The sequence below is a fragment of the Cellulomonas sp. Root485 genome (genome assembly GCF_001426705.1).
Classification (GTDB): Bacteria; Actinomycetota; Actinomycetes; order Actinomycetales; family Cellulomonadaceae; genus Cellulomonas.
Genome location: NZ_LMFC01000004.1, coordinates 198,640 through 224,961, shown reverse-complemented (window position 1 = coordinate 224,961; position 26,322 = coordinate 198,640). Strand labels below are relative to the sequence as shown.

Annotated in this window: 27 protein-coding genes; 17 read left to right on the top strand and 10 right to left on the bottom strand. The window is 73.2% G+C overall.

Translation table 11 applies throughout. The features are described 5' to 3' along the window. Nucleotides 1-79 precede the first annotated feature (79 nt). Nucleotides 80-838: an NAD(P)-dependent oxidoreductase gene (locus ASD16_RS18495; RefSeq protein WP_055921172.1), complete on the top strand. Its 759-nt coding sequence runs from the start codon at nucleotides 80-82 to the stop codon at nucleotides 836-838. After that, on the top strand, nucleotides 835-1,131 hold the full coding sequence (locus ASD16_RS18490) for a DUF1905 domain-containing protein (RefSeq protein WP_055921753.1): 297 nt from the start codon (nucleotides 835-837) through the stop codon (nucleotides 1,129-1,131). The genes ASD16_RS18495 and ASD16_RS18490 overlap by 4 nt, the downstream gene beginning before the upstream one ends. Here the strand turns inward: ASD16_RS18490 and ASD16_RS18485 are convergent. Continuing rightward, a complete protein-coding gene (locus ASD16_RS18485; protein WP_235523419.1) occupies nucleotides 1,128-3,263 on the bottom strand; it encodes an alpha/beta hydrolase in 2,136 nt (711 codons plus the stop codon). The genes ASD16_RS18490 and ASD16_RS18485 overlap by 4 nt on opposite strands. Nucleotides 3,264-3,295: 32 nt before the next feature. After that, entirely contained in the window at nucleotides 3,296-4,375 is a 1,080-nt protein-coding gene (locus ASD16_RS18480) for a trans-aconitate 2-methyltransferase (protein WP_055921169.1), read from the bottom strand. Nucleotides 4,376-4,485: 110 nt separating this feature from the next. On the opposite strand from ASD16_RS18480, the gene ASD16_RS18475 reads away from it, so the two are divergent. After that, nucleotides 4,486-7,191, top strand: a complete 2,706-nt coding sequence (locus tag ASD16_RS18475; protein WP_055921166.1) for a helix-turn-helix transcriptional regulator — start codon at nucleotides 4,486-4,488, stop codon at nucleotides 7,189-7,191. A gap of 39 nt (nucleotides 7,192-7,230) precedes the next feature. Here the strand turns inward: ASD16_RS18475 and ASD16_RS18470 are convergent, their stop codons facing one another. Next, nucleotides 7,231-8,082, bottom strand: a complete 852-nt coding sequence (locus tag ASD16_RS18470; RefSeq protein ID WP_055921163.1) for a VOC family protein — start codon at nucleotides 8,080-8,082, stop codon at nucleotides 7,231-7,233. Further along, nucleotides 8,079-8,690, bottom strand: coding sequence for an NADPH-dependent F420 reductase (locus ASD16_RS18465; RefSeq protein ID WP_055921160.1), 612 nt, complete (start codon nucleotides 8,688-8,690; stop codon nucleotides 8,079-8,081). Before ASD16_RS18465 ends, ASD16_RS18470 begins: the two co-directional genes overlap by 4 nt. Before the next feature lie 81 nt (nucleotides 8,691-8,771). On the opposite strand from ASD16_RS18465, the gene ASD16_RS18460 reads away from it, so the two are divergent. From ASD16_RS18460 to ASD16_RS18450, 3 genes are all read left to right on the top strand, one after another. Continuing rightward, nucleotides 8,772-9,263, top strand: a complete 492-nt coding sequence (locus tag ASD16_RS18460) for a MarR family winged helix-turn-helix transcriptional regulator (protein WP_055921157.1) — start codon at nucleotides 8,772-8,774, stop codon at nucleotides 9,261-9,263. Nucleotides 9,264-9,266: 3 nt separating this feature from the next. Beyond that, nucleotides 9,267-9,932: a hypothetical protein gene (locus tag ASD16_RS18455; RefSeq protein ID WP_055921154.1), complete on the top strand. Its 666-nt coding sequence runs from the start codon at nucleotides 9,267-9,269 to the stop codon at nucleotides 9,930-9,932. 63 nt (nucleotides 9,933-9,995) lie between these two features. Continuing rightward, on the top strand, nucleotides 9,996-10,835 hold the full coding sequence (locus ASD16_RS18450; RefSeq protein WP_055921747.1) for a class II glutamine amidotransferase: 840 nt from the start codon (nucleotides 9,996-9,998) through the stop codon (nucleotides 10,833-10,835). On the opposite strand, the gene ASD16_RS18445 is transcribed toward ASD16_RS18450, so the two are convergent. Then, a complete protein-coding gene (locus ASD16_RS18445) occupies nucleotides 10,829-11,224 on the bottom strand; it encodes a VOC family protein (protein ID WP_055921152.1) in 396 nt (131 codons plus the stop codon). The genes ASD16_RS18450 and ASD16_RS18445 overlap by 7 nt on opposite strands. 69 nt (nucleotides 11,225-11,293) lie before the next feature. On the opposite strand from ASD16_RS18445, the gene ASD16_RS18440 reads away from it, so the two are divergent. Together ASD16_RS18440 and ASD16_RS18435 are read left to right on the top strand one after the other, a co-directional pair. Beyond that, nucleotides 11,294-12,094: a xanthine dehydrogenase family protein subunit M gene (locus ASD16_RS18440; RefSeq protein ID WP_055921149.1), complete on the top strand. Its 801-nt coding sequence runs from the start codon at nucleotides 11,294-11,296 to the stop codon at nucleotides 12,092-12,094. Then, a complete protein-coding gene (locus ASD16_RS18435) occupies nucleotides 12,091-14,784 on the top strand; it encodes a molybdopterin cofactor-binding domain-containing protein (protein ID WP_055921146.1) in 2,694 nt (897 codons plus the stop codon). Before ASD16_RS18440 ends, ASD16_RS18435 begins: the two co-directional genes overlap by 4 nt. A gap of 166 nt (nucleotides 14,785-14,950) precedes the next feature. Here the strand turns inward: ASD16_RS18435 and ASD16_RS18430 are convergent, their stop codons facing one another. After that, nucleotides 14,951-15,964 carry an XdhC family protein gene (locus tag ASD16_RS18430; RefSeq protein WP_369817999.1) on the bottom strand — a complete coding sequence of 338 codons (1,014 nt, stop codon included), beginning with the start codon at nucleotides 15,962-15,964 and terminating at the stop codon, nucleotides 14,951-14,953. A 118-nt stretch (nucleotides 15,965-16,082) separates the two neighbouring features. Between ASD16_RS18430 and pucL the strand changes: the two genes are divergently transcribed. Together pucL and ASD16_RS18420 are read left to right on the top strand one after the other, a co-directional pair. Beyond that, on the top strand, nucleotides 16,083-16,976 hold the full coding sequence (gene pucL, locus ASD16_RS18425) for a factor-independent urate hydroxylase (protein ID WP_055921143.1): 894 nt from the start codon (nucleotides 16,083-16,085) through the stop codon (nucleotides 16,974-16,976). Next, nucleotides 16,973-17,446 carry a nucleoside deaminase gene (locus ASD16_RS18420; RefSeq protein ID WP_055921140.1) on the top strand — a complete coding sequence of 158 codons (474 nt, stop codon included), beginning with the start codon at nucleotides 16,973-16,975 and terminating at the stop codon, nucleotides 17,444-17,446. Before pucL ends, ASD16_RS18420 begins: the two co-directional genes overlap by 4 nt. A 4-nt stretch (nucleotides 17,447-17,450) precedes the next feature. Here the strand turns inward: ASD16_RS18420 and uraH are convergent, their stop codons facing one another. Both uraH and ASD16_RS18410 read right to left on the bottom strand, forming a co-directional pair. After that, nucleotides 17,451-17,783: a hydroxyisourate hydrolase gene (uraH, locus tag ASD16_RS18415; RefSeq protein WP_055921137.1), complete on the bottom strand. Its 333-nt coding sequence runs from the start codon at nucleotides 17,781-17,783 to the stop codon at nucleotides 17,451-17,453. After that, nucleotides 17,780-18,241, bottom strand: coding sequence for a 2-oxo-4-hydroxy-4-carboxy-5-ureidoimidazoline decarboxylase (locus tag ASD16_RS18410; protein ID WP_055921133.1), 462 nt, complete (start codon nucleotides 18,239-18,241; stop codon nucleotides 17,780-17,782). Before ASD16_RS18410 ends, uraH begins: the two co-directional genes overlap by 4 nt. Nucleotides 18,242-18,294: 53 nt before the next feature. Here ASD16_RS18410 and ASD16_RS18405 point away from each other — a divergent pair, with 53 nt between their 5' ends. The 3 genes from ASD16_RS18405 (at nucleotide 18,295) to ASD16_RS22370 (ending at nucleotide 19,500) form a co-directional block, all read left to right on the top strand. After that, complete coding sequence (locus tag ASD16_RS18405; protein WP_055921130.1) at nucleotides 18,295-18,900, top strand: NTP transferase domain-containing protein; 606 nt, start codon at nucleotides 18,295-18,297, stop codon at nucleotides 18,898-18,900. Beyond that, nucleotides 18,897-19,277, top strand: a complete 381-nt coding sequence (locus tag ASD16_RS18400; protein WP_055921127.1) for a YciI family protein — start codon at nucleotides 18,897-18,899, stop codon at nucleotides 19,275-19,277. The genes ASD16_RS18405 and ASD16_RS18400 overlap by 4 nt, the downstream gene beginning before the upstream one ends. 97 nt (nucleotides 19,278-19,374) lie before the next feature. Beyond that, nucleotides 19,375-19,500: a hypothetical protein gene (locus tag ASD16_RS22370; protein WP_255356375.1), complete on the top strand. Its 126-nt coding sequence runs from the start codon at nucleotides 19,375-19,377 to the stop codon at nucleotides 19,498-19,500. Nucleotides 19,501-19,506: 6 nt separating this feature from the next. Here the strand turns inward: ASD16_RS22370 and ASD16_RS18395 are convergent, their stop codons facing one another. Next, nucleotides 19,507-19,884 carry a VOC family protein gene (locus tag ASD16_RS18395; protein WP_055921123.1) on the bottom strand — a complete coding sequence of 126 codons (378 nt, stop codon included), beginning with the start codon at nucleotides 19,882-19,884 and terminating at the stop codon, nucleotides 19,507-19,509. A 23-nt stretch (nucleotides 19,885-19,907) separates the two neighbouring features. Here ASD16_RS18395 and dinB point away from each other — a divergent pair, with 23 nt between their 5' ends. From dinB to ASD16_RS18380, 3 genes are all read left to right on the top strand, one after another. Then, a complete protein-coding gene (dinB, locus tag ASD16_RS18390; protein WP_055921119.1) occupies nucleotides 19,908-21,113 on the top strand; it encodes a DNA polymerase IV in 1,206 nt (401 codons plus the stop codon). A gap of 108 nt (nucleotides 21,114-21,221) precedes the next feature. Continuing rightward, entirely contained in the window at nucleotides 21,222-23,054 is a 1,833-nt protein-coding gene (locus ASD16_RS18385) for a family 43 glycosylhydrolase (RefSeq protein WP_055921115.1), read from the top strand. Between the two features lie 67 nt (nucleotides 23,055-23,121). Further along, nucleotides 23,122-23,988, top strand: a complete 867-nt coding sequence (locus ASD16_RS18380; protein WP_055921112.1) for an alpha/beta fold hydrolase — start codon at nucleotides 23,122-23,124, stop codon at nucleotides 23,986-23,988. A 43-nt stretch (nucleotides 23,989-24,031) separates the two neighbouring features. Here ASD16_RS18380 and ASD16_RS18375 read toward each other — a convergent pair whose 3' ends face one another. Then, complete coding sequence (locus ASD16_RS18375) at nucleotides 24,032-25,657, bottom strand: FAD-binding protein (protein ID WP_055921109.1); 1,626 nt, start codon at nucleotides 25,655-25,657, stop codon at nucleotides 24,032-24,034. Nucleotides 25,658-25,712: 55 nt separating this feature from the next. Here ASD16_RS18375 and ASD16_RS18370 point away from each other — a divergent pair, with 55 nt between their 5' ends. Then, nucleotides 25,713-26,276, top strand: coding sequence for a TetR/AcrR family transcriptional regulator (locus tag ASD16_RS18370; RefSeq protein WP_055921106.1), 564 nt, complete (start codon nucleotides 25,713-25,715; stop codon nucleotides 26,274-26,276). Nucleotides 26,277-26,322 lie beyond the last annotated feature (46 nt).

The window sequence follows — 26,322 nt, the reverse complement described above, 5'->3', positions numbered from 1 at the left end:
GCGGCACCATCCTCTTGTCGGAGACGATCGACGCTACGTCGGCGTCCCCCTGACCGCGCGACGGAGACCGGGAGGATCGATGGGCGACACGGTGGTGGTCACCGGTGCGGCGGGCCGCATCGGCACGTACCTGCGGCGCGTGGACGGCGGCCTCCCGGCGCGCGGCTGGGAGCTCGTCCTCGTGGACACCGTCGACCCCGGCGAGCCGCACACCGCGATCGACATCGGCGACGACGGCGCCCTCGACGCCCTTACGGACGCGATGACCGGCGCGGCCGCCGTCGTGCACCTGGCCGGCATCGCGCACGAGGACACGTGGGATGCCCTGCGCCGGACGAACATCGACGGCACGTACCGGGTTCTCGAGGCTGCCCGACGCGCCGGGGTCCGACGGGTCGTGCTGGCCAGCTCGTGCCACGCCGTCGGGTTCTACCCCACCGGGACCGTCGCGCCGACGGACCGGCCCGTCCGGCCGGACACCTTCTACGGTGTCTCGAAGGCCGCCGTCGAGGCGCTCGGCAGCCTCTACGCGGACCGGCACGGGCTGGAGGTGGTGTCGTTGCGCATCGGCAGCTGCGTCGACCGGCCGCTGTCCGCGTTCGACCTCGGCATCTGGCTGAGCCCCGGCGACGCCGTCCGGCTGATCGACGCAGCCCTGCGCGGACCGGTCGACGGCCCGACCGTCGTGTTCGGCACGTCGGCCAACACCCGAGCCTGGTGGGACCTCACCGGTGCGCGGGCACTGGGCTACGCACCGCAGGACGACGCCGAGCGCTTCGCCGGAGACGTCACCGAGTACACGGGTCCGAGCCTGCTCGGCGCCGAGTGGGCGTCATGACGTACGAGTTCGAGGCGCCGCTGTGGCTGTGGGACGCCCGCAAGGCCGACGCGTGGACGTTCGTCAGCCTGCCGACGCAGGTCGCCGACGAGGTGCTGGACCTCGTCGGCGACTCCGCGCGGGGCTTCGGATCCGTCCGCGTCGAGGTCACCGTCGGCGCGACGGTGTGGCGGACGTCGATCTTCCCGTCGACCGACACGTACGTCCTGCCGGTGAAGAAGGCGGTCCGCAAGGCGGAGGGGCTCGACGTCGGCGACACCGTGCGGGTGCACCTCGCCCTGGTCGATCTCTAGACGAGGTCCGCCAGCATCGCCGCCGCGCGCGCCGCGCCGTCCGTGGCCACTGGCCGGTACCGCACGTCGCGGCTGGCCTCCTTGACGATCGCCTCCGCGAGCGCGTCCGGGTCGACGGCGTCCTCGTAGGCCAGGTGCCGGCCCGCCTCGTACCGGTCGAGCCGCTTGCGCACGTGCAGGTTCTGCTCGAAGTGGTGACGCAGCGGCACGTACACGAACGGCTTGTTCAGTGCGGTGAGCTCCATGGTCGTGGTCAGGCCGCCCTGGACCACCGCGACGTCGCACGCGGCCAGGTGCCGGAACAGGTCGGGCACGTACCCGAGGACGGTCGACCCCTCCCAGGCGGGCAACGACGACGGGTCGATCCGCGGGCCGGTCACGAACGCGAACCGGAGCTCCGGTGCGAGCTGGCGGACCAGCGGCACGACGTCCATGACCCGCCGCAGCAGCGACGTCCCCACGCCGGACCCGCCGACGGTGACCAGGCAGAGCTTCTCCCCGGGGCCGACGCCCAGCGACGCGCGCAGCTGCTCGGTGCCCTCCAGCTGCGCGGGGTCGAACCCGGTGACGTACCCGGCGAAGTCGAAGTTCTCCTCGGTCCAGGTGCGGATGCTCGGCAGCCCGGGGCCGAAGTCGTCCTCGACCACGTCGTCCGGGTCCCCCACGAACACCGACCGGTCCCGCACGCGCCGGAACCGGGCGCGCTGCTCGATCATCTCCGCGTTGTAGTCCGCCGTGAGCGCCGCCTCGCGCGGGCCACCGTCGGGCATGGGCAGCCAGCCGACGAAGTCCGTCATCCACGCGAACGAGAACCGCTTGAGCTCGGGGTTCTCGTGCAGGAAGTAGTCGACGTCCCACGCCTCGTCGCCGATCACCAGGTCGTAGCCGCCGTCGGCCACCACCTCGTCGAACACCATGAAGTTGTGGACCAGGATCTCGTCCATCCGGCGGATGGCCTGGAACGCGTGCAGGTCGTGCTCGCCGGCCTCGTGCTCGATGTGGCCCGACTCGTTGCGCAGCCACGCCGACGCGGGGTGCACCTGCTCGCCGTGCTGCGAGAGCACCCGGGTGACCGGGTTCTGCGCGAGCCAGTCGATCTGCAGCTCGGGTCGGCGCGCACGCAGCTCAGCGGCGATCGCGACGTCCCGCTGGGCGTGCCCGAGCCCGATGGGCGACGAGAGGTACAGCGCCTTGGGCGGTCGCCGCAACGCCCGCACCCACGTCGTGCGGGGCGCCGACGGGACGAACCGGTCGACGAGCTGCGCGATGAGGTGGTTGACCTTCACCGGGTCGCGGGCCGACGGACCGTGCCCCGCGTGCTCCAGCAGCACCAGCTCCCCGCCCGTCAGCTCGGCCAGCCGCTCGCCGAACGCGGCCGGCCGGATGCGGTCCTCCGTGCCGTGCACCACGACGACCGGGCACGTGACCTGCCGGGCCAGCGGCGCCACGGGTTCGCACACCGCCCCGTCGCACCCGATCCGGCCCGCCGTCGTGTCCGCGAGGGTCTGCGGCGAGATCTCGTGCGCCCAGCCGACGCAGTCCTCGATCTGCTTGGTGGAGTGCGGCTCGGAGAACATCTTGTGGAAGAAGAACTCCGTGAAGTCGTCGTAGCCGCCACCCAGCCAGTAGTGCTTGTTGTACTTGGCCCACCCCTCCGAAGAGTCCAGCGGTTCGTCCCACGGCACGTGGTCACGGCCCGGGGTGGCGACGTCCAGACCGCACGACGGAGCGATCGCCATGATCCCGAGCACCCGCTCGGGGTCCCCGGACGCGACGTGCACCGCCCAGGACGCCCCGCACGACTCGGTGACCAGGACGGCCTCGTCGGTCCCGGTCGCGTCCATCACCGCCAGGATGTCGTCGGCGTACTGGCGGTCCGTGTACGCGTCGGCACCCTCCGGCCGGCCCGACCGGCCGCTGCCCCGGCCGTCGAACGTGATCACCCGGTAGTGCCGGGCCAGGAAGCCGATCTGCGCCTTCCAGAACCGCGACGGGACGATCGACCACGTGGGCACGAGGACCACCGTCGTGGGGTGGTCCTGGTGGAACACCTCGTACGACAGCTCGACACCGTCCCGGACCGTGACGCCCGTGACGTCGGGATCCGCGGACCTGCTCGGGTGGATACCCACCCGAGCAGTGTCCGCCTGGAGGGGATCCCGAGTCACGGGCGCACCTCGAACACGTTGTTGAACGGGGTCGACGCCGCGGTCCGGAAGGACGTGAAGCCGGCGGCGGTGGAGACGTCACGGATCTTCGCCGGTCCCGCCTGCGTGCCCAGCGCCAGACCGACGTCCTGGCTCAGCGACGCGGGCGTGCACAGCAGCGTCGAGAACCCGTAGTACGCCCGGCCGACGGTGTTGAGGTTGTCCTCGACGCGGTCGCCGGCCATCGGCTCGACGACCATCCACGTGCCGTCCGGGGCGATCGCCTCGCGCACGTGCCGGGCCGCGCCCACCGGGTCGCCCATGTCGTGCAGGCAGTCGAACATGGCGATGAGGTCGTACCCCGTCCCGGTGAAGCCGGTCGCCGGGGAGACCTCGAACGTCACGCGGTCGGAGACCCCGGCGGCGGCCGCACGCTCGCGGGCCACCGCGATCGAGGCCTCGTGATAGTCCGAGCCGACGAACGTGGCGTTCGGGAAGGCCTTCGCCAGCAGGATGGTCGACGCACCGTGGCCGCAGCCGACGTCGGCGACCTTGCCGCCCGCCTGGAGCTTCGCCGCGACCCCGTCGAGCGCGGGGATCCACTCGTTGAGCAGGTGCCCGTTGTACATCGTGCGGAAGAAGCGCTCACAGCCGTGGTGGACGTCGGTGTGGTGCTCGTGCCAGCCGAGGCCGTCGCCGTCGATCGCGGCCCGGTGGATGCTCTCGGAGTCGTGCACGGTGCCCAGCGCCAGCTGGAAGAAGCCGGCCAGGTACGCCGGGCTCGTCGGGTCCGCGAGCGCGACGGCGTGCTCGGCGGGGAGCGTGTACCGACGCGTCGCGGCGTCGTACTCGACGATGGCGCCCGCGGCCTGGTTGTTCAGCCACTCGCGGGCGTAGTGCTCGCTCGTGCTCGTGCGCTCGGCGAGCTCCGCCGGGGTCACGGGTCGGCCGTCGGCCATCACCGTGTAGTAGCCCAGCTTGTCGCCCATCACGACCAGCGCGGTGTTCAGGGTCGCGCCGACCTCGTCGACGGCGCGGAACACGAAGGACATGAGCTTGTCGGGGTCGATGGTGCGCTCAGGAAGGGTCTGGGTCATGGTCGTGATGCTCCTCGGAGAGGTGTCGGACATGTCGCTCCCCACCCTGGCCGTCACCGGCCGCCGATCGCATCAGGGGACCCCCCTGGTGTGCTCCCTAGACTCGGTCCGTGCTGGTTGGTCGCGAGCGCGAACGGCAGGTCATCAGCAGGCTGGTGGCCGCCGCGCGCGTGGGCGAGAGTGGCACGCTGCTGCTGTCCGGCGAGGCGGGGATCGGCAAGAGCGCGCTGCTCGAGGATGCTGCGTCGGCGATCGGCGACGCGGGCATGCGGGTGCTGCGGGCGGCCGGGGTCGACGCCGAGCGGGAGGTGCCGTTCGGTGGGCTGCTCCAGCTCCTGCGGCCGGTGCTGGACCAGCTCGACGCCATCCCCGCGCCGCAGGCGGAGGCGCTGGGCTCCGCGCTCGCGCTGCTGCCGGGCTCCGGCGGCGAGCGGTTCGCGGTCGGCGCCGCGGTCCTCAGCCTGCTCAGCCGCGTCGCCGAGGACCGGCCGCTCGCCGTCATCGTCGACGACGCCCACCTGCTCGACCCACCCTCGGCACAGGCGCTGTGCTTCGCGGCCCGACGCCTCACCGCCGACCCGGTCGTCGTGCTGCTCGCGGCGCGCGACGAACCGTCCGTGGTGCGCTCGGCGGGGCTCCCCGAGCTCGCGGTGGGCGGCCTGGCGGAGGCCGACGCGGAGTCGCTCGCCGCCGGGCTGGGCTACCGGCTCTCCGCCGAGGCGCGGTCGCGGCTCCTCGCGGCCGCGGGCGGGAACCCGCTCGCCCTGCTGGAGCTGACCGACGAGGGGTTCGACGCGCTGCCGCCCGGCGCGCCGGTACCCGTCCCCGCGTCGCTGGCCCGCACGTTCGCGCGCCGCGCCGACGCGCTCTCGACCGACACCCGGACCGCGCTGCTCGTCGCCGCGGCGGCAGGTGGCGACCTCGCGACGGTCGCGAGCGCCTGCGCGCTGCTCGGCGTGTCCGTCGGCGACCTCGACGATGCCGCACGCCACGGGCTGCTCACCGTCGACGCCACCCGGATCACGTTCCGGCACGACCTGGTCCGCTCCGGCATCTACGCGGAGGCCCCACCCGCCGCCCGCCGCGCTGTCCACGCCGCGCTGGCCCAGGCGGTCCCGCCGGCCGACGTCGACCGGCGCGCATGGCACCTCGGGGAGGCGACGGCCACCCCGGACGCGTCCGTGGCGGACGTGCTCGACGACGCCGCGACCCGCGCACGGGCTCGGGGTGCGTGGGCCGTGGCCTCGGCGGGCTACGAGCGTGCGGCACGACTGACCCCGGACCCGGCCGACCGCGCGCAGCGCCTCGTCTCGGCGGCCGAGAGCGCCTGGCGCGCAGGTCTCCCCGACGGCGCCCGCGACCTCCTCGACCGGGCCTCCGCGCTCCCCCGGACCCCGGCCCTGGCCACGCGGGCAGCCGCCCTCGACGGTGCCGTCGCCGCGCGGACCGGGGCCGTCGAACGGGCGCGCGACGTCTTCCTCGCCGCGGGGACACGAGCCGCCGACGACGACCCCGACACCGCGGTCATGCTGCTGGCCGAAGCCATCCTGGCCAGCCAGTTCGCCGGGGACGTCGGGACGGCCGAGACCGCCGCCCGCCTCATCGCCGGGCTCGACCCGCGGACGGCGGCCGCCCGATGGGTCGGTGCGATGGCGACCTCCGTGGCCGACATCCTCGCCGGGGCGGGCGGGCCGGACCTCCTGCGGTCGGCGTCCACGGAGGTCGAGCCGTTCCTCGACGACCCGCAGCTCGCCCCGTGGCTCGTCGTCGTGCCGCTGTACCTGCGGGAGAGCGCGGTGGGCCGGGACGTCATCCCCACCGTCGTCGCCCACTCCCGCCGCCGCAGCGACATCGGCGGGCTGCCCATGCTGCTGTTCTACGTGGCCCGCGACCAGGCGACCACCGACCGGTGGGACGACGCCGTCGCCGGGTACACCGAGGCGATCCAGCTGGCCCGCGAGGCCGGCCAGGCCACCGACGTGACCGCGTGCCTGGCCGGGCTGTCCTGGCTCGAGGCGCGGCGGGGCGACGCGGATGCCTGTCGTGCCCACGCCGAGGAGGCTCTGGCCCTCGCCGGCGAGCACCATCTCGGCTTCTTCCAGACCTGGGCGATGACGGCCCTCGCCGAGCTCGAGCTCGGCCTCGGCCGCACGGACGCCGCCCTGGAGCGGTACCGGGAGCTCGACACCGTCCTGACGGAGCTCGGCCTCGTCGACGTCGACCTCTCCCCCGCTGCGGAGATGGTCGAGGCCATGGCGCACCTGGGGCTCCTCGACGAGGCGAGCGCCCTCGCCCGCACCCTGACCGAGCGCGCCGAGATCAAGGGCCAGCCGTGGTCGATGGCCCGGGCCGCCCGCGCCGCGGGCCTGACCTGCCCCGACCCGGACGTGGACGTGTGCTTCTCCGTCGCGCTCGCCTACCACCAGCACACCCCGGACGACTTCGAGGCCGCACGCACCGAGCTGGCCTACGGCGCACGCCTGCGCCGGCTCAAGCGCCGCGTCGACGCCCGGCCGCACCTGCGGACCGCTCTCGCCGCGTTCGAGCGCCTCGGCGCCGTGCCCTGGGCCGACCAGGCCGCCGCCGAGCTGCGCGCGACCGGCGAGACCGCGCAGCGCCGCAGCACCACCGGGCTCGACCACCTCACACCGCAGGAGCTGCAGGTCGCCCGCATGCTCGCGAGCGGTCGGACCACCCGGGAGACCGGCGCAGCACTGTTCCTCAGCCCGAAGACGATCGAGTACCACCGGCGCAACGTGTACCTGAAGCTCGGGATCCGGTCCCGGGAGGAGCTGGCGGACGCGATCCTGGACTGACGCGTGCTGCTGCGCCGCGCTGACCGGGAGGGCCGGGGTTCAGCCGGCGACGACCACCCGGATCTCGTTGTTCCACGGGTCCTCGAACGCCAGCACGCGGCCGTCGTCGCGGGTCGCGATGCCGCGGCTCGCCAACCGGGCGCCCAGGGCTCCGCGCTCGTCGTCCGTCGGCAGCTCGATGGTGACCTCGCCCAGGCCGAGCGCGGGCCACCGGCCCTGTGCGCCGCGGCTCTGCCACGTGTTCATCGCGAGGTGGTGGTGGTACCCACCGGCGGAGACGAACAGCGCCTGCGTGCCGTACTCCGCGGTGACCTCGAACCCGACGGTGTCGACGTAGAACTCGTGGGCGGTCGTGAGGTCGCCGACCTTGAGGTGGACGTGACCGACGGTGGCGGCCCCGTCGAGGGTGTCGGGGTCGACGAGGTTCTCCCGCAGGAAGCCGTTCGGGTCGAGGTACTCGGTGGCCATCGCGACACGGCCGTTCTCCCAGCCCCACTGCTCGCGCGGCCGGTCCCAGTAGAGCTCGACGCCGTTGCCCTCGGGGTCGTCGAAGTACAGGGCCTTGGACACGAGGTGGTCGGAGCTGCCGGTGAACGACGACGGGAAGTGCCGGGCGACGGAGTAGACGGACGACGCGAGGTCGCTCTGCTCGCCGAACAGGATCGCGGTGTGGAAGAGGCCGGCCGCCGACGACGGCGCGTGCTTGAGCAGGGGCGTGTGCTCGAGCACGACGGCCGGGACGCCCAGCCGGCCGAGGGTGACACGGTCGCCCTCCTGCCCGAGGACGCTCAGGCCGATGCCGCGCGCGTAGTAGTCGGTCATCGCGTCGAGGTCGCCGACCTTGAGGGTGACGGCGCCGACGTCGGTGCGGCCGTCGAGGATCTCGCTCATGCCGTCAGCCCGAACCCGCCGGTCCACGGCGTCTGCTCGGCTGCGGCGAGGGTGAGCTGGAGGAACCCGAAGGCCTCGAGCTCGTGGGCACGCTTGAGCGAGCCCGCGTCGACGACCCGCAGGCCGCCTGCGTCGACGACCGCGGCCAGCGCTGCCTTGGCATCGGCGTCGTCGCCGGCGACGAGGACGGTGGTCCGCTCGTTGCCCACCTCGCCGGTGGTCAGCGTCGCCGCGAACGTGGTGTTGAACGCCTTGAGCACGGACGCGCCCGGCACGGCCTCCGCGATGACGGCGGCGGCGGAGCTGCCCGTCGGGACGACGAGCGAGTCGAACGTCGCGAAGTCGACCGGGTTGGTGATGTCCACGATGACCTTGCCGTCGAGCTGGCCCTCGTACTGCGCGAGCACCTCGGGCACGGCCGCGTACGGGAGGGCGAGGACGACGATCTCGCCGGTGATCGGGTCCCCGACGGTGCCGTGCTTCGCGCCCGGGATGGCGACCTTCAGCGGCGTCCGGGTGAGCACCTGCGCGTCGTTCCCGCCCGCGATCACGCGCCACGCGATGGCCGCACCCATGTTGCCCGCTCCGACGATCGTCACCGTGCTCATTGCGTCCTCCTCGATTGGTTGTTGCTACAAGTACTCTACGCCTAATAGTTGTAGCGTCAAGTATTTGGTACCGTCGAGCCCATGACGGAGACGAGATGGCTCACTGCCGAGCAGCTCAGCGCCTGGAAGAAGCTCATCGCGGTCGTCGAGCTGCTCCCCGGCACGCTCGAGTCCCAGCTCCAGCGCGACTCCGGCCTGAGCCACTTCGAGTACTTCACGCTCGCGATGCTCTCCGAGGCGCCCGACCGCACCCTGCGGATGACCTCCCTCGCCGCACACACCAACGCCACCCTCGCACGCCTCTCCCACGTCGTCTCGCGGTTGGAGAAGCGCGGGCTGGTGCGCCGGGAGGCGTGCGCGGAGGACCGCCGTGCCACCAACGCGGTCCTCACCCCGGCCGGCTGGACCACCGTCGTGGCCGCCGCACCGGGCCACGTCGGAACCGTCCGTGAGACGGTGATCGACCCGCTGACCACGGCGGACGTCGCCGACCTCGACCGCATCATGGGTCGCATCCTGGAGGTTCTCGACCCGTCGCACGTCATGGTCGGGGCGCCGACGACCGATGACTGAGGTGTGCTCCTCACCCTCGGCCTGATCGGGTCCCTCGTGCTCGCGGCCGTCATCGTCGCGCGATGGCTGAACCGGCGCGTCGACTGGCTCGGCCGCATCGCGCCCTTCCCGAGGATCAGCGTCGGCCTCTCGCTCGGCCTGGCGCTGTGCTTCGCGGTCCCGATGGCGGTCGAGGCGTGGGTCGAGCACCAGCTCGAGGGCGCGGCCAGCCACATCGCGGGCGGCCCGGTGCAGGTCAGCTGCCAGAGCCTCGGGCAGGCGTTCGTCGACCTCGGCCCCGAGCTCGGCTACGTCGCGTGGGGGCCGGACGGGGTCCCCGAGCGCTCGACCCTCATCAAGTTCCGCCCCTGCGGCAACCTGCGCGCGTGGCTCGGCTCGACCAAGGTGAACCCGTCGCTGGACCAGGTCATCGCCGTGCACGTGGTCACGCACGAGACGATGCACATGGTCGGGCTCACCAACGAGGCCCACGCCGAGTGCGCGGCCGTGCAGCGGGACGCAGCGATGGCGGAGGCGCTGGGGGCGTCGCCGGCCGAGGCGCGGGACCTCGCCCTGCGGTACTGGACCGAGGTGTACCCGCGGATGCCCGACGAGTACGTGGGCGGCTGCGGGGCCGGAGGGACGTACGACGAGCAGCGCCCCGATGCTCCGTGGACCCCCGCCGGCTGACGACGCGTCGTAGCGTGGGCAGGTGGGGTCGGGCCACCGGACCCCGTGCCGAAGGAGGCCGTCGTGTGTCGTTGGCTCGCGTACACCGGATCGCCCGTCCTCATCGACGACCTGCTCTACAAGCCGACCAACTCGCTCGTGGTGCAGAGCCTGCACAGCCGGCTCGGGGCAGAAGCCACCAACGGCGACGGGGTGGGCGTCGGCTGGTACACCGACCTGTCCCCGACCCCTGGGGTGTTCCGCAGCATCGAGCCGGCCTGGAGCGACCGGAACCTGCGCGAGCTGGCCGAGCACGTCCGCTCCGGCACGGTCCTCGCGCACATCCGCGCCACGTCCGGCTCCGCCGTGCAGCAGACCAACTGCCACCCGTTCCGGCACGGTCGCTGGCTGTGGATGCACAACGGTCTGCTCGCCGGGTTCACCGCGATGAAGCGTGACCTCGTCCTGGCCGTCGACCCGGACCTGTTCCCGTTCATCGAGGGGTCGACGGACTCGGAGGTGCTCTTCTACCTCGCGCTGACGTTCGGGCTCCAGGACGACCCGCCCGCCGCCGTCGCCCGCGCGGTCGGGCTGGTCGAGGAGGTGGGTCGCGCGCACGGTGTCGCGTTCCCCGTGCAGATGACCGTGTGCACCACCGACGGCCAGCGCGTGTGGGCGTTCCGGTACTCGACGGAAGGGCAGAGCCGGTCGCTGTTCCACAACGCCGACGTCGCCGTGCTCAAGGAGCAGTACCCCGAGAACCCCGTCCTGCACGACCTGTCCGACGAGACGCGGATCATCGTCTCGGAGCCGCTCGGCGACCTCAAGGGCGCCTGGCGCGAGGTGCCCGAGAGCACGTGCCTGCTGATCGACGCCGGCCGCGAGGAGCTCATCGGGTTCGAGCCCAGGTCACCGGCTCACTGATCGGGCAGGCACAGGCAGAACGGGTGTCCCGACGGGTCCGCGTACACCCGGAACGGGTCGTCACCGTGCCCTTCCTCCTCGGGCGTGCCCGTGAGCGGACGCGCACCGAGGCGGACGGCGTCCTCGTGCCCGACGTCCAGGTCGTCGACGTCGAGGTCCAGGTGCACGCGCGCACCCACCCGCCACGGCGCCACCGTCGCGTCAGAGCGCTGGAACGCGAGCCGCACCGGACGGTCCGGGTCGATCAGGAGAAGGAAGTCGTCGCCGTCGGGGTCGGGCTCCTCGTGGCCGTCCGCGTACACCCAGCCGAGCAGCTGCCGGTAGAACTCGGCGAGCTCACGCGGCTCGGCGCAGTCGAGGGTCGGTTGGCGCAGGTGGCGGGTCGTCATGGACCGACGCTAGGACGACCCGCTCGTCGTCACACGCCGGACACGTGGGTACGGTTCACTCGGGCAGACATGGACCTCATCTCGCTGGACCGCATCCGCGCGGCACACGACCGTACCGAGCTCGCGCTCGGCCCCCGCAGCGCGCCGTTGGCCGGCGGCACGTGGCTGTTCTCCGAGCAGCAACCGGGTCTGGACGAGCTCGTCGACCTCACGACGCTGGGCTGGCCCGCGATCGAGCAGACGTCTGCCGGTCTGACCCTGGCCGCCACCTGCACGATCCGGTCGCTGGCGGACCTCCCCCCGGTCCCGGGCTGGCAGTCCCAGCACCTGGTGCAGGAGTGCGCGCGGTCGCTGGTGGCCTCGGAGAAGATCTGGGACTGGGCGACGGTCGGCGGGAACATCTGCGTGGCACTGCCGGCCGGGGCGCTCACGTCGTTCGCCGTCGCCCTGGACGCGACGGCCGTCGTCTGGACCCCCGACGGTGGTGAGCGCCGCGAGCCGGTCGCCTCGCTGGTCACCGGCGTGCGGACCACCGCGCTGCGCCCCGGCGAGGTGCTGCGGTCCGTGGAGGTGGCTGCCGACGTGCTCCCCCAGCCCGTCGCGTTCCGCCGCGTCGCGCTGACCCGGCACGGGAGGTCGGGGGCGATCGTGGTGGGCCGTCGCGACGACGCCGGTGGGCTCGTCGTGACCCTCACCGCCGGAGTCACCCACCCCCACCGCCTCGCGTTCCCGACCATGCCGACGACCGACGAGCTGTCCGCCGCGGTCGACGCGGTCGACGACTGGTACGACGACCCGCACGGCGCGCCGGACTGGCGCCGGGCCATGACGTTGCGGCTCGCCGAGCAGGTGCGGGAGGAGCTCGCATGAGGTTCGAGGTGAACGGCACGCCGGTCGACGCCGAGCCCGCCCCCGGGCAGGTGCTGCGGACGCTGCTGCGCGAGCAGGGGCACGTCGAGGTGAAGAAGGGCTGCGACTCCGGCGACTGCGGGGCGTGCACGGTGCTCCTCGACGGCCGGCCGACGCACTCCTGCCTGGTGCCCGCCTACAGGGCGGCGGGGCGAGCCGTCACCACGGTCGCCGGGCTCGACCCGCGGGTAGGCCAGGCGTTCGTCGACGCCGCCGCGTTCCAGTGCGGGTTCTGCACCGCCGGCATGGTCACCACGGTGGCGGGTCTCGGCCTCACGACGGACGACGACGAGACCGCCCGCCTGCTCAAGGGCAACCTGTGCCGCTGCACCGGCTACCGGTCGATCTGCGACGCCGTCGCCGGTCGGCGCAACACGGTCGACCCCGTGGCCGGCCAGGACGCCGGACGCTCCGTGCGCTCCCCCGCGGCGCGCCGGATCGTCACCGGACGCGAACCGTTCACGCTCGACGTCCCCGCCACCGACCTGGCTCATCTCGCCATCCTGGGGAGCCCGCACGCGCACGCGAGGATCGTGTCGATCGACACCACCGCCGCCCTGGCCGCCCCCGGCGTGCTGACCGTCCTCACCCACGAGGACTCCCCCGGCACCCTGTTCTCGACCGCTCGCCACGAGAGCCGCCTCGACGACCCCGACGACACCCGCGTGCTCGACCCGGTCCTGCGGTTCCACGGGCAGCGCGTCGCGGTCGTCGTCGCCGAGTCGCTGCGCGAGGCGTCGCGTGCGCTCCGCCTGATCGAGGTCGAGTACGAGGTGCTGCCCGCGGTCCTCGACCCGGAGCAGGCCCGCAAGCCCGGCGCTCCGCTGGTGCACGGCGACAAGGGTCCCGAGGCGCGCATCTCCGAGCCGGGCCGCAACGTCGTCGCGCAGCTGCACGCCGAGATGGGCTCCGTCGCCGACGCCCTCGCCGCCTCGGCGCACCGCGTCGGGGGCACCTACCGCACGAGCCGCGTGTCGCACGTGGCCCTGGAGACGCACGCGACCCGCGGCTGGCTGGACGAGGACGGCCGCCTCGTCCTGCGCACCAGCACCCAGGTCCCGTACCTGGTCCGCGACGAGATCGCGCACATCTTCGCGCTGGACCCGTCGCGCGTGCGGGTGCTCACCGGTCGGGTGGGCGGCGGGTTCGGCGGCAAGCAGGAGCTGCTCACCGAGGACGTCGTCGCGCTCGCCGTCCTGCGCACCGGCCGCGCGGTGCAGTACGAGATGACCCGGGCCGACGAGTTCACCATCGTGCCCAGCCGGCACCCGGTCCGCGTCGAGGTCGAGCTGGGCGCCGACGCCGACGGCGTGCTGACCGCGATGCGCATCGACGTCCTGACCAACACCGGCGCCTACGGCAACCACGGGCCGGGCGTCATGTTCCACGGCGTCAGCGAGTCCGTGGCGGTCTACCGGTGCGCCAACAAGAGGGTCGACGCCGAGTCGGTCTACACGCACACGCTCCCGTCGGGGGCCTTCCGCGGGTACGGGCTCGGCCAGGTCATCTTCGCCATCGAGTCGGCGATGGACGACCTCGCGCGGTCGGTCGGGATCTCCGCGTTCGACGTGCGCCGCCGCAACGTCGTCGTCCCCGGCGACCGGCTGCTCGTGGCCGACCCCGACGAGGTGGGCGACCTCGACATGCACTCGTACGGCATGGACCAGTGCCTCGACCTCGTGGAAGCGGCCCTGGCCGACCGCTCGGCGGACCTGCCGGCGCCTCCCGGCACCCTCGTCGGCTCCGGGACGGCCGTCGCCATGATCGCGACCATCGCCCCGCGCGGGCACTACGCCGAGGCGTCCGTCCGCCTGCTCGACGACGGCCGGTACGAGATCAGCGTCGGTACCACCGAGTTCGGCAACGGCACCACCACCGTGCACGGCCAGCTCGTCGCCCAGGCGCTCGGCACCACCGTCGACCGCATCGTGATCCGGCAGTCCGACACCGACGTGACCGGGTACGACACCGGCGCGTTCGGCTCCGCGGGTGTCGTCGTCGCCGGCCTCGCCCTGCACCGCGCCGCCCACCAGCTGCGCACCAAGATCCTGTCGGCCGCCGCCGCCCTGCGCGACCACCCGAGCGACGAACCCCGCACCTGGGACGCCGAGGACCTCGGGCCCGAGTCGGCGAGCGGCGTGCCGCTGACCGAGATCGCGCGCGCCGTGCCCGGCCTGACCGGTCAGGGCACGCACGACGGCTCGCCGCGCTCGGTGGCGTTCAACGTGCACGGGTTCCGCGTCGCCGTCGACCCCGCGACCGGCGAGGTCACCGTCCTGCGGTCGGTGCAGGCCGTCGACGCCGGCACCGTCCTGCACCCCGAGCAGCTGCGCGGCCAGGTCGAGGGCGGCACCGGTCAGGCCGTCGGCTCTGCGCTGTTCGAGGAGATGCGGCTCGACGACGAGGGCCGCGTGACCACCGCGTCGTTCCGCAGCTACCACGTGCCGCAGATGATCGACCTGCCCCGCACCGAGGTCCTCTTCGCCCAGACCGCCGACGACCTGGGTCCCCTGGGCGCCAAGTCGATGAGCGAGGCCCCCTACAACCCGGTCGCCCCCGCCCTGGCCAACGCCATCCGCGACGCCGTGGGCGTCCGCCCGCACGAGCTCCCCATGTCCGCCGACCGCCTCTGGCGCCTCCTGCAGCCCTGACCCGCCGGGACGTCCGCACATCCGCGCGCCCCGACAACCGAATACGCGGACGTCCGCACTCCTGCGCGCTCCAGCAGTGACGAGTGCGGACGTTGCGGAAGCCAGGAACGGGACGTCCGCACTCGTGCGCGCTCCAGCAGTGACGAGTGCGGACGTTGCGGTGGGGTCAGGGGTGGGGTGTGGGGGCTGGGCGGTGGATCGGGCCTGCCAGGTCCGTCAGGGGGAGGCCCGTCGCGCCCGTGCGGGAAGCCAGGACCTCTGCGAGCACCGACACCGCGGTCTCGCCGGGGGTCGACGCGCCGATGTCGAGGCCGATCGGGGCGTGCAGACGGGTCAGCTCGGCGTCGGTGACGCCCCGCTCGACCAGCTCCGCGATGCGGCGGTCCTGCGTGCGTCGGGACCCCATCGCGCCCACGTACCCCGCGCCGGACCGCAGGGCGGCGAGCACCAGGTCGGCGTCGAACCGGTCGTCGTGCGCCATCACGCAGACGACGTCGCGGACACCCAGCCGCTGCTGCGCGAGGTGCCGGACGGGCCAGTCGACGACGACCTCGTCGGCCCCCGGGTGGCGGCGCGGGGTGGCGAGCACCGCCCGGGCGTCGCACACCGTCACGCGGTAGCCCACCGCTCGCGCCACGACCGCCAGCGCGGAGGAGAACTCGAGCGCGCCGTAGACGACCATCCGGGGCGGGGCCGACGCGACCTCGACGAACACCTCGACGCCACCGTCGGGACCCTGGACGCGCAGGAGGCCGGAACGCGTCGGGGTGGGGACCTCGTCCGGCAACGGGCCGTCGAGCGCCGTCACGGCCACCGCCTCCTCGCCACGGGCCGCCGCCGCGAGCACGGGCACGTCGGCGGGGCCCAGCTCGCGCGCGTGCACGCGCAGCACGCCGCCGCAGGTCAGACCGACGGCGAACGCGTCCTCGTCGGTGACGCCGTACTCCTGCACGCCGGGCGCGGCGCCGTCGAGCACCGCGGTGCACAGGTCGTACAGGGCTCCCTCGACGCACCCTCCGGCGACGCTGCCGAGCGCGGCGCCGGTGTCGTCCACGGCCATCGACGTGCCCACGACGGTGGGCGCGCTGCCCGTCATCGACACGACGGTGGCGACGGCGACCCGGTGGCCGGCGCTCAGCGTGGCCAGCAGGCGTCCCGCGATCTCGAGCACGGCGGTCACCTCCCGGGACGCTGACAGGGTCCGTCGAGCCTAGACCGCGACCGGAGCGCCGCGAGTAGCGTCGGCCCATCGTCCAGGAGGAAACGCGCATGTCACATCAGCCAGGCACACTGCGGCCATGACGGCCCGACTGCACGCCCACCAGTACGGCAAGGCCGAGACACGGGTGGTCCGGATCGTGCGGGACACGCCTCGCCACGAGATCCGGGACCTCAACGTCTCGACGGCCCTCCGCGGGGAGTTCGCGGCCGCCTATCTCGACGGCGACCAGTCGGCCGTGCTGCCCACGGACACCCAGAAGAACATGGCGTTCGCGTACGCCAAGGAGCACGGCGTGACCTCCCCCGAGGCGTTCGCGACCCTGCTCGCCCGGCACTTCGTGGACGACGTGGCCCCCGTGACCGGCGCCCTGGTCGAGGTCCAGGAGTACGCGTGGGTCCGCGTCCTGGTCGACGGTGTCGAGCACGACCACACGTGGGTGCGCAGCGGGCAGGAGGTCCGCACGGCCTCGGTGACCGCCGACGCCGACGGGACGACCGTGATCGCGGGTCTCCGGGACCTGACCGTGCTGAAGTCGACCGGCTCGGAGTTCCGCGGCTTCCTCACCGACGGGTACACGACGCTCCCGGAGACCTCCGACCGCGTGCTCGCGACCTCGCTCGTCGCACGGTGGCGCTACGCGGGAACGCCCGTGCACTTCGACACCACGTACGCCCGGGTCCGCGAGGTCATGCTCACCACGTTCGCCACCCGGCACTCCCTGGCCCTGCAGCAGACCCTGTGGCAGATGGGCGAGGCTGTCCTCGACGCCGTCCCCGAGGTGGTCGAGATCCGGTTCGCAGCACCGAACAAGCACCACTTCCTCGCCGACCTGAGCCCGTTCGGGCTGGAGAACCCCGGTGAGGTCTTCTTCGCCGCCGACCGGCCCTACGGGCTGATCGAGGCGGTGGTCGTGCGGGACGGCGCCCCGGACGCGGGCGATGCCTGGACGCGATCGGTGGGTGCGCCGTGACTCCCGAGGACGAGAGCTGGCTGTCGCAGGCCGTCGCGCTCGCGACGGCCAACGTGGCCGACGGCGGGGGGCCGTTCGGCGCGATCGTGGTGCGCGCCGGGGTGGTGATCGGCGCGGGCCAGAACCGCGTCACGCGGGACAACGACCCCACCGCGCACGCGGAGGTCATGGCCATCCGTGCGGCGTGCCAGACGATCGGCACGTTCTCGCTGGCCGGTGCCACGGTCTACACGTCGTGCGAGCCGTGCCCCCTGTGCCTCGCCGCGTGCCTGTGGGCGCGGGTGGACCGCGTCGTGTTCGCCGCCGACCGCACCGACGCGGCCCGAGCCGGTTTCGACGACAGCGTCTTCTACGAGCTGTTCGAGTCCGACCGCGCCACCTGGCCGATGCCCGTGCTGGGGCACCGGGTCCCGACGGCGTCCGCGCCGATGGACGCGTGGCTCGCCCGGCCGACGCGCGTCGAGTACTGAGCCGTCAGCTCCCCCGGTACGTCGAGTACGCGAACGGGCTGAGCAGCAACGGCACGTGGTAGTGCCCGTCGTCGACCACGTCGAACACCACGACGACCTCCGGGTGGAACCCCACCTGCCCGGTCGCGGCGAAGTAGGCGGCGGTGTCGAACACGAACCGGTACCGCCCGGGCGGCACGGCGTCCGGGCCGAGCGACCTCGCCCGGCCGTCGTCGTCGGTCACCCCGGTCGCCAGCTCGGTCCACTGCCCGTCGACGGACGCTTCCAGCCCCACCGGGACCCCGGCGGCGGGCCGGCCGAGGGTGGTGTCGAGGACGTGCGTCGTGAGCTGGCTCATGACGCGAACAGGGTCGGGAGACGCAGGAGCGCGATCTGGCGGAGCTGGTCGGCGACCTCGGCCGCTTCTTCCTCGTCGGACAGACCGAGCCGGCGGTGCAGCTCGGCGAGGACCTCGACGCGGCTGCGACCGGCCGCGCGGATGAGGAAGATGCGACCGAACCGCTGCTCGTACGTCTCGTTGCCGACGGCCATCGCCTCGATGAGCGCGGGGTCGTCGGTGGCGGACGCGGCCTGCTCGGTGCTGCTCAGCCCGCTGGCCTTCTCGCCGATGCGGGGGTGGGCGGCGAGCGCCTGGTCGACCTCCGCCGGCGTCAGGGTGCGGGCCGCGAGGTCGGCAACACCGACGAGCGCGTCGAGGGACGGGTACGGGCAGCCGGACGCGACCTCGTCGACCCAGCGCGGGACGTGCAGGGCGGTCGCCAGCCGCGACCGCGTCTCAGGTCCGTCGTCGATCATCAAGGCCGCCTCCCGGTAGCGCTCCGCACGCGCGCACTGGCACCGTACGGGACGTGCCTCCCACTCACGCAAGCCTCAGCGGCATCGTGCTCGCGGCCGGTGCGGGCGCGCGGCACGGCGGCCCGAAGGCGCTGGTCGTGCCGTGGCTCGCCGACGCGGTGCGGCTGCTGCTCGACGGCGGCTGCACGCGCGTCGTGGTGGTCCTGGGCGCGGCGGCCGACGAGGCGCGCGCGCTCGTACCCGACGACACCCGCGTCACGACCGTGGTCGCAGCGCGGTGGGCGGACGGGCTCGGCGAGTCGCTGCGCACGGGCCTCGCGCACGCGACCGGCGATGCGGTCGTGGTCACGCTCGTGGACCTGCCCGGCACCCCGGTGAGCGTCGTCGCGCGCCTGACGACGACGTGGGACCGGCACACGCTCCGGCAGGCGGTCTACGACGGGCGACCGGGGCACCCGGTCCTCATCGGCGCGGACCACTGCGGTCCCCTGTCCGGCACGCTCACCGGGGACCGGGGTGCGCGCGGCTACCTGGTCGCGCACGGTGTCGTCGAGGTCGAGTGCGGCGACCTGCACCACGGACTCGACCAGGACGTGTCGAGAATCGCCGACCCTCCGCGTCATCCCCCGACAGCACCCGATCCAGGAGGTCCATCGTGAAGTACCTGATCCTCATCCACTCCAACCCCAAGCCGTGGGCGCACCCGACGTCCCGGTTCACCGACGAGGGCCGCGCGCTGAGCGTCGCCGAGCACGAGGAGGGCGACCGGAAGTTCGACGTGCTCCTCGGGGAGCTGTCCGCGAACGGCGAGCTGGTCACCGCGGAGGCCCTCGCGGACCCGGCGTCGGCCACCGTGTACCGCTGGCGCAGCGGCGACTCGCTGGCCAGCGAGGGGCCGTACGCCGAGACGCAGGAGCACCTGGCCGGGTTCTTCCTGATCGACTGCGCCACCCGCGATCGCGCGGAGGAGATCGCGGCGCAGTTCGCCGGGCCGGGGAGCATCGCGGAGCTGCGGCCGGCGTACGTCTGGGAATGAGCGACCCGGGAGCGGCCCGCACCCCCGACCGAGGGTGCGGGTCGCTCGGGTCGAACGTCCCTGGTCGGCCCGCGCCGACGCCGGAAGGATCGTGGGTGTGAACGCACCCTGGTGGCGCCTGACGGCCGACAGCCGGCAGACCACGAACAACAGCACCGCCCGCACCATCCGCACCGAGAACGTCGACGACACCGCCGACCTCCTCCCGCCGTTCTACGACTGACGGTCGCTACCCGACCGTCCTCGACCGGGTCGCGAACTCCTCCGACACGGGCGGCAGCAGGCAGAAGAGCAGCCCGACGGGGTCGGCCATGACGGCGTAGTCGTCGTAGCGGGTGCGGACCGTGGCGCCGAGCCCTTCCAGCCGCGCGATCTCGGCGTCGAGGTCGTCGGTCTCGATGTCGAGGTGGAAGCGCGGCCCGTCGCCGCCCCCGATGCTCTGGGTGGCCACGTGCGGCAGTGACGCGGCTCCCCGCAGGGCCACGAACGGCTCCCCGGGGATCGGGTGCGGGGACGCGGCCAGCGCGCCCGACCAGAACGTGGTGACGGTGTCGATGTCCGCCGCGGGAGCGTCGATGATGACCTCGCGGAGCATGATCCGGTGCATGACGCGACCCTAGTGTCAGACGTATGTTCGAACATGTGTTCGTGCGCTCCACCATCCTGCATGCCGACCTCGACGCCTTCTACGCGTCCGTCGAGCAGCGCGACGACCCCCGCCTGCGCAACCGGCCCGTCGCCGTCGGCGGCGGGGTGATCCTGGCGGCGTCGTACGAGGCGAAGCGCCGCGGCGTGACCACACCGATGGGCGGCCGCCAGGCCCGCGCACTGTGCCCGGGGCTGATCATCGTGCGGCCGCGGTTCGACGCCTACGTCGAGGCGAGCAAGGCCGTCTTCGAGCTGTTCCGTCAGACGACCCCTCTGGTGCAGGGCGTGTCGATCGACGAGGCGTTCCTCGACGTCGGCGGCCTGCACAGGATCGACGTGCCGCCCGTGGACATCGCTGCGCGGCTGCGCGCCCAGGTGCGCGACGTCGTCGGCCTGCCGATCACGGTGGGCGTGGCGCGCACGCCGTTCCTCGCCAAGGTCGCGTCCCGGGTGGCCAAGCCCGACGGGCTCCTGCTGGTGCTCCCCGCCGACGAGGAGTCGTTCCTGCACCCGCTGCCGGTCGAGATGCTCTGGGGCGTCGGGGCGGTGACCGCGGCCAAGCTGCACGCGTACGGACTGCGGACGGCCGGGGACGTCGCCACCCTGCCCCGTTCGGTCCTCGTCGCGGCGCTCGGCCCCGCCGGCGGCGGGCACCTCTACGCGGTCGTGCACGGGCAGACCCCGGCGAAGGTGGTGGTCGGCGGGTCGCGGGGGTCGATCGGTGCGCAGCGCGCCCTCGGCCACGGGCCGCACGACCAGGCGTTCGTCCGCGCCGCCCTGCTCGGGCTCGTCGACCGGGTGTGCCGACGGATGCGCAAGGCGGACCGGATCGCGCGGACGGTCGTCCTACGGCTGAGGTTCGAGGACTACACCAAGGCCACCCGGTCGAGGTCGTTCCACGCCGCCACGGACTCGTCCGAGGACATCGCCGCCGCTGCGGTGGCACTGCTCGAGGCCGCCGGGCCGCTGATCCGCGAGCGCGGGATCACGCTGGTGGGTGTCGCGCTGACGGGGCTGTCGTCGGACCGGTTCGTGCAGCTGGCCCTGCCCCTGGACCATCCCGACCACGGCGGGCTGGACGAGGCGGTCGACGCGGTCGCGCTGCGGTTCGGCACACAGGCCGTGATGCGCGCGAGCCTGCTGCGCCGTGGCGAGGGGATCGCGGTGCCGTTGCTGCCGGACGCGTGACCTCCCTCGTCTTCAACGTTGTAGGACTGACCGTTTCCAACGTTGTAGAACTGTGCCAGGATGTGCCACGGCGAGCCCCCACGACGATGTGGAAGTAGAGGACACTCGATGAAGCGCACTCCCCTGACGTTGATCCTGATCGTGATCGCGAGCCTGCTCGGGCTGGTCGGCGTGACCGCCCCAGCGACGGCCGCCCCGGCGCAACGGCCGCCGACCGCGCGCCCGGTCGACCCCATCGCGCACGACCCGACGATCGTCAAGGAGAAGGGCTGGTACTACGTCGCGATCACGGGCGACGCCGCCTTCGACGACACGTACCTCCCGCTCAAGCGCTCCCGCGACCTGGTGCACTGGGAGGAGCTCGGCCCGGTGCTCACGGAGCTCCCGGCCTGGGTGCTCGAGTCGCTCGGCGTGACGCCCGAGAACGCGCCGCGGGACGCCTGGGCACCCGACCTGAGCTGGTCCGGCACCGAGTGGCGCCTCTACTACGCGGTGTCCCAGTTCGGCACCAACAACTCGGTGATCGGCCTGCTGACCTCCCCCACCCTCGCGAACGCGCAGTGGGAGGACCGCGGCCTGGTGGTCCGCTCACAGCCGGGCGTCGACACGTTCAACGCCATCGACCCGAACCTCGTCGTCGACGCGGACGGCGCGACGTGGCTGTCGTGGGGCTCGTTCTTCTCCGGCATCCACGTCGTGCCGGTCGACCCCGCCACCGGCACGCCCGTCGCCGGTGCGCAGCCCGTCCAGATCGCGCAGCGCCAGTTCGCCCCGAACGCCGAGGAGAACCCGACGATCGCGTTCCACGACGGCTACTACTACCTGTTCGTGTCCTGGGACTACTGCTGCCGCAGCGTCGAGAGCGACTACCGCACCATCGTCGGCCGGTCGGCGAGCCTGACCGGTCCCTACGTCGACGCCGACGGCGTCCCGCTGCTCGGCGACAAGGGTGGCACCGAGATCCTGCGCGGATACAACGAGTTCGTCGGCGCCGGTGGCGGTGACCTTCTCATGGACAAGAACGGCCGCAGCGGGCTCTTCGTGAACCACTACTACGACGCGACCGACGGCGGCGCGCCGCGACTGAACGTCCGCACCCTGACCTGGGGTCGCGACGGGTGGCCGGTCCTCAGCGACCCGATCAACCCGAGCCGCTCGATCGGTCACGGTGACGCGTTCGTGCAGCTCGTCCCCCGGGACGGCACGGCGGTCGTCGAGAACGCCGGCTGCGGGTACGAGGGCGCGAACATCGCCCTCTGGCTCGACCTGGACAACCGGTGCCAGCAGTGGCAGCTCTCCGACCGCGGGAACGGGACCCGGATCCTCAACCGGTTCAGCAACAACGTCGCCGAGGTGGGCGCGTGCCAGAACGTCGACGGCGGCAACGTCGCCCAGTGGGGCTGGCTGGGGTTCCTGCCGAACAACGACTGCCAGCGCTGGAGCTTCGCCGCGGCGGGCGACGGCTGGACGACGGTCGCGAGCGTGCTGCCGGGCAACCGCGCCTGGACGGTCCAGGGCGGCCCCGTCGCCGGCGCCAACGTGGCGATCAGCACCCCGACGGGTGGCAGCGAGCAGCAGTTCCGCGTCGAGCCGGTGGGCGAGGTGCTGCTGGCGAGCCCCACGGACGACCGCCGGACGCTGAGCGTGGCGCGCTGCCACGGGCCGAGGGGCGGCACGGTCACGTTCGAGCCTCGGGACGCGCGTGCGTGCCAGAAGTGGCGGGTGGAGTCCGTGGCCGGGACCGCCGGCTACACCGTGCGCAGCGTCGAGGCGGACGTCCGTGGCGGGCAGGTCGCGTGCCTGGGCTCCGACCTCACACTCGTCCGCACGGCGAGCGACGCGGCCGGGTGCGGCACCTGGACGCTGCTGCCGACCGATGACGGGACCTGGTCGCTGACCAGCGGCGGGACCACGCAGGCGGTGCGCGTCCTGCTGCCCTGACCGGCGCGCACCGGCCGTCGACGAGATACTGGCGAGTAACGCCACCGACGGCCGACAGGAGCACGACGTGAAGACGACGCACACGCTGGACGTCCCGGGAGCGACCCTCACCTACGACGTACGAGGGCAGCTCCCGGCGACGGACGGCACCGTGCCGCTGCTGCTCATCGGGCAGCCGATGGACGCGTCCGGCTTCGGGACCCTCGCGTCCCACTTCCCGGACCGGACGGTCGTGACGTACGACCCGCGCGGCCTCGGGCGGAGCACGCGCAGCGACGGCGACCTGTCGAACTCCCCCCAGCAGCAGGCCGAGGACCTGCACCTGCTGGTCGGCGAGCTCGGCGGGACGGTCGACCTGTTCGGCAGCAGCGGGGGCGCCGTCACCGGGCTGCACCTGGTGGCGACGCACCCCGAGGACGTCCGCACGTTCGTCGCGCACGAGCCGCCCGTGCTCTCCGTCCTGCCCGACGCCGCCCAGGCGTTCGCCGCGGAGCAGCGCGTCCAGGAGGTGTACCACCGTGACGGCTGGGGTGCGGGGATGGCGGCGTTCATCGCCCTGACCTCCGTGCAGGGCGAGTTCACGCCCGACTTCGGCCGCGAGCTCCCCGACCCGTCCGCGTTCGGGCTGCCGACCGACGACGACGGGTCACGCGTCGACCCGCTCCTGTCGGGTGCCTCCAACGCGATCACGGCGTACCGGCCGGACGTCGCCGCCCTGACCGGCGCGTCGACCCGGGTGGTCGTCGCGGGCGGGGTCGAGAGCAAGGACACGCTGACGTGGCGCACGTCGGCGGCGCTGGCCGAGGAGCTCGGCCTGGAGCTGACGGTCTTCCCCAGCAACCACGGCGGCTTCCTCGGTGACGAGTTCGGCCGGCCGGGCGAGCCCGAGGCGTTCGCCGCGCGGCTGCGCCACGTCCTCGACGGCGCGGGGTGAGCGCCGGCACGGCCGCCTCGCGGCGGCCGTGCGGCACAGCAGTTCAGTCCGCGCTGCGCGCCATGTGCCGGGCTGCCCGCAGCCCGAACACGGCGGCCGGTCCGATGGTCGAGCCGGGACCCGGGTAGGTGCGGCCCATGACGGAGGCCGAGTTGTTGCCCGCCGAGTAGAGGCCCTCGATGACGGAGCCGTCGTCGCGCAGGACGCGGGCGTCGGCGTCCGTCACCACCCCGCCCTTGGTGCCCAGGTCACCGATGACGACCTTGAACGCGGTGAACGGACCCTTCTCCAGCGGACCGAGGTTGGCGTTGGGGTGCACGGTCGGGTCGCCGTAGTAGCGGTCGTAGGCCGAGTTGCCGCGGCCGAAGTCCGCGTCGACGCCGGAGCGGGCGAACCCGTTGAACCGGTCGACCGTGGCCACCAGGCGAGGTGCACCGATGCCCTGCGCCAGCTCCTGCAGCGTCGCCGCCTTGACCATCGTGCCGGCGGCCGCCATCGCCTTGGTGACGCGCGGGTCCATGGCGTAGCTGCGCAGGTAGCGGCGGGCGTGCCGGGCCTCCGCGACGAGCCAGTAGGTGCCGTCCTTGTCGTGGTCGAGCATGTGGTGGCCCAGGTCGACGTAGGACTCCGACTCGTTGGCGAACCGGTCCCCCTCCGCGTCGACCATGATCGAGTACGGCATGGACCGCTCACCGACGAGGAAGCCGGGGCTCGTCCCGGGCAGCGGCGCCACCGAGGCGCCCCACCAGGCGTCGTCCATGAGCTCCACCGACGCACCGAGGTCCTGCGCCAGCTCGAGGGTGCTGCCGACGTTGCCCGGGTTCCCCGACGGGTTGCCGTCGATGCCCTGGTACTTCTGCCGCAGGATCGTGTTGTGGTCGAAGCCGCCCGCGGCGAGCACGACCCCGCGGGTCGCGGTCACGGTCACCGGGCGCCCGTCGCGCACCGTCTGCACGCCGACCACCCGGCCGTCGACGGTCACGAGGCCCTCGACCGGCGCGTTCAGCCACAGCGGGGTGCGCTGCTTGTTCACCACCACGTGCATGAACGAGCACGCGAGCCCCGCTCCGGTGCCCACCAGGCGCTTGCCCCGGACGGCCCCGCCGAGCGTGCGGAACACGAAGCCCGCGCCGCGCACGAACCCGGCGGGCGTCGACCAGGCCCGGCTCAGGAGCCAGACGTCGTCCGTCTTGAGCGGCAGCGACATGAGCGCGCGGCTGGTCTTCCACCAGGCGCCGATCTTCTTGGAGTCGAACGGCTCGACCTCGAGCGCGCGCCCGATCTTGCCGCCGGGGAGCTCCGGGTAGTAGTCGGGGTAGTCGGCCGCGCGTGCGAAGCGCATGCCGTACTTCTCGGCGGTGGTGACGAAGTCCGCGACCCCGTCCACGAACGCCTCCTTGCGCGCCCGGGAGGTGGCCCGGTAGTCGTCGCCGATCGTGGCCTCCATGTACGTGAGGGCCTCTTCGCGGGAGTCGCCGACGCCGGCGCGCTGCCCGAGCGGGTTATCCGGGAGCCACATGCCACCCCCGGACATGGCGGTGCTTCCGCCCCACCTGTCGGTGGACTCCAGCAGGAGCACGCGCAGACCCTCGTCGGCTGCGCCCATGGCTGCGGCGAAGCCCGCTCCACCGGTCCCGACCACCACGACGTCGTAGATGAGCTCGGACATTCCACCGCTCCTTCTGCTAACCGGACAACACTGTCCGGATGTCTAGGATGACAGCATGCCCAACGCGACCCGCGGAAGCAACCGCGGCCCCGCCGCCGCGCCGGAGAACCGTCGCGCCCTGCTCGACGCAGCCCGCCGCGTCTTCGCCGACCGCGGCTACCGCGCCCCGCTGAGCGCCATCGCGCAGGAGGCCGGCGTGGGCCAAGGCGTCCTGTACCGCCACTTCCCCACGCGGCTCGATCTGGCGATCGCCGTGTTCGAGGAGCACTTCGTCGAGCTCGAGGCCCTCGCCGCCGCGCCGGACGCGGGCGCGTTCGGTCGCCTCTGGACGCGGCTCCTGGAGCTCACCGTCGAGGAGTCCGCGTTCGTGGAGATGTTCCTGGCGGCACGGCACGACCTGACCGAGACCGACCTCGCCGGCCGGCTGCCCGCCCTCGTCGAGGCCACCCTGCCGCGCGCCCAGTCGGCCGGTCTCGTCTCCGCCGACCTCACCGTCGAGGACGTCCTGCTGCTGCAGCGCATGGTCTACGGCGTCGTCGCGACGGCAGTCACCGACGACGAGGCCCGAGAGGCGGTGGCCCGGGCGCTGGCGCTGCTCGACGGGGTGCTGGAAGGCTGACTACCGCCGGGTGGACGATGGGGTGATCACCCGCGGACCGAGGAGT

Coding starts and splice junctions, on each gene's coding strand:
- dinB (WP_055921119.1), top strand. CDS start 19,908: ATGTTCGAACATGTGTTCGTGCGCTCCACCATCCTGCATGCCGACCTC.
- ASD16_RS18460 (WP_055921157.1), top strand. CDS start 8,772: ATGACGGAGACGAGATGGCTCACTGCCGAGCAGCTCAGCGCCTGGAAG.
- ASD16_RS18480 (WP_055921169.1), bottom strand. CDS start 4,375: ATGACCCAGACCCTTCCTGAGCGCACCATCGACCCCGACAAGCTCATG.
- ASD16_RS18440 (WP_055921149.1), top strand. CDS start 11,294: ATGGACCTCATCTCGCTGGACCGCATCCGCGCGGCACACGACCGTACC.
- uraH (WP_055921137.1), bottom strand. CDS start 17,783: ATGAGCCAGCTCACGACGCACGTCCTCGACACCACCCTCGGCCGGCCC.
- ASD16_RS18395 (WP_055921123.1), bottom strand. CDS start 19,884: ATGCACCGGATCATGCTCCGCGAGGTCATCATCGACGCTCCCGCGGCG.
- ASD16_RS18465 (WP_055921160.1), bottom strand. CDS start 8,690: ATGAGCACGGTGACGATCGTCGGAGCGGGCAACATGGGTGCGGCCATC.
- ASD16_RS18445 (WP_055921152.1), bottom strand. CDS start 11,224: ATGACGACCCGCCACCTGCGCCAACCGACCCTCGACTGCGCCGAGCCG.
- ASD16_RS18490 (WP_055921753.1), top strand. CDS start 835: ATGACGTACGAGTTCGAGGCGCCGCTGTGGCTGTGGGACGCCCGCAAG.
- pucL (WP_055921143.1), top strand. CDS start 16,083: ATGACGGCCCGACTGCACGCCCACCAGTACGGCAAGGCCGAGACACGG.
- ASD16_RS18495 (WP_055921172.1), top strand. CDS start 80: ATGGGCGACACGGTGGTGGTCACCGGTGCGGCGGGCCGCATCGGCACG.
- ASD16_RS18375 (WP_055921109.1), bottom strand. CDS start 25,657: ATGTCCGAGCTCATCTACGACGTCGTGGTGGTCGGGACCGGTGGAGCG.
- ASD16_RS18385 (WP_055921115.1), top strand. CDS start 21,222: ATGAAGCGCACTCCCCTGACGTTGATCCTGATCGTGATCGCGAGCCTG.
- ASD16_RS18435 (WP_055921146.1), top strand. CDS start 12,091: ATGAGGTTCGAGGTGAACGGCACGCCGGTCGACGCCGAGCCCGCCCCC.
- ASD16_RS18410 (WP_055921133.1), bottom strand. CDS start 18,241: ATGATCGACGACGGACCTGAGACGCGGTCGCGGCTGGCGACCGCCCTG.
- ASD16_RS18470 (WP_055921163.1), bottom strand. CDS start 8,082: ATGAGCGAGATCCTCGACGGCCGCACCGACGTCGGCGCCGTCACCCTC.
- ASD16_RS18370 (WP_055921106.1), top strand. CDS start 25,713: ATGCCCAACGCGACCCGCGGAAGCAACCGCGGCCCCGCCGCCGCGCCG.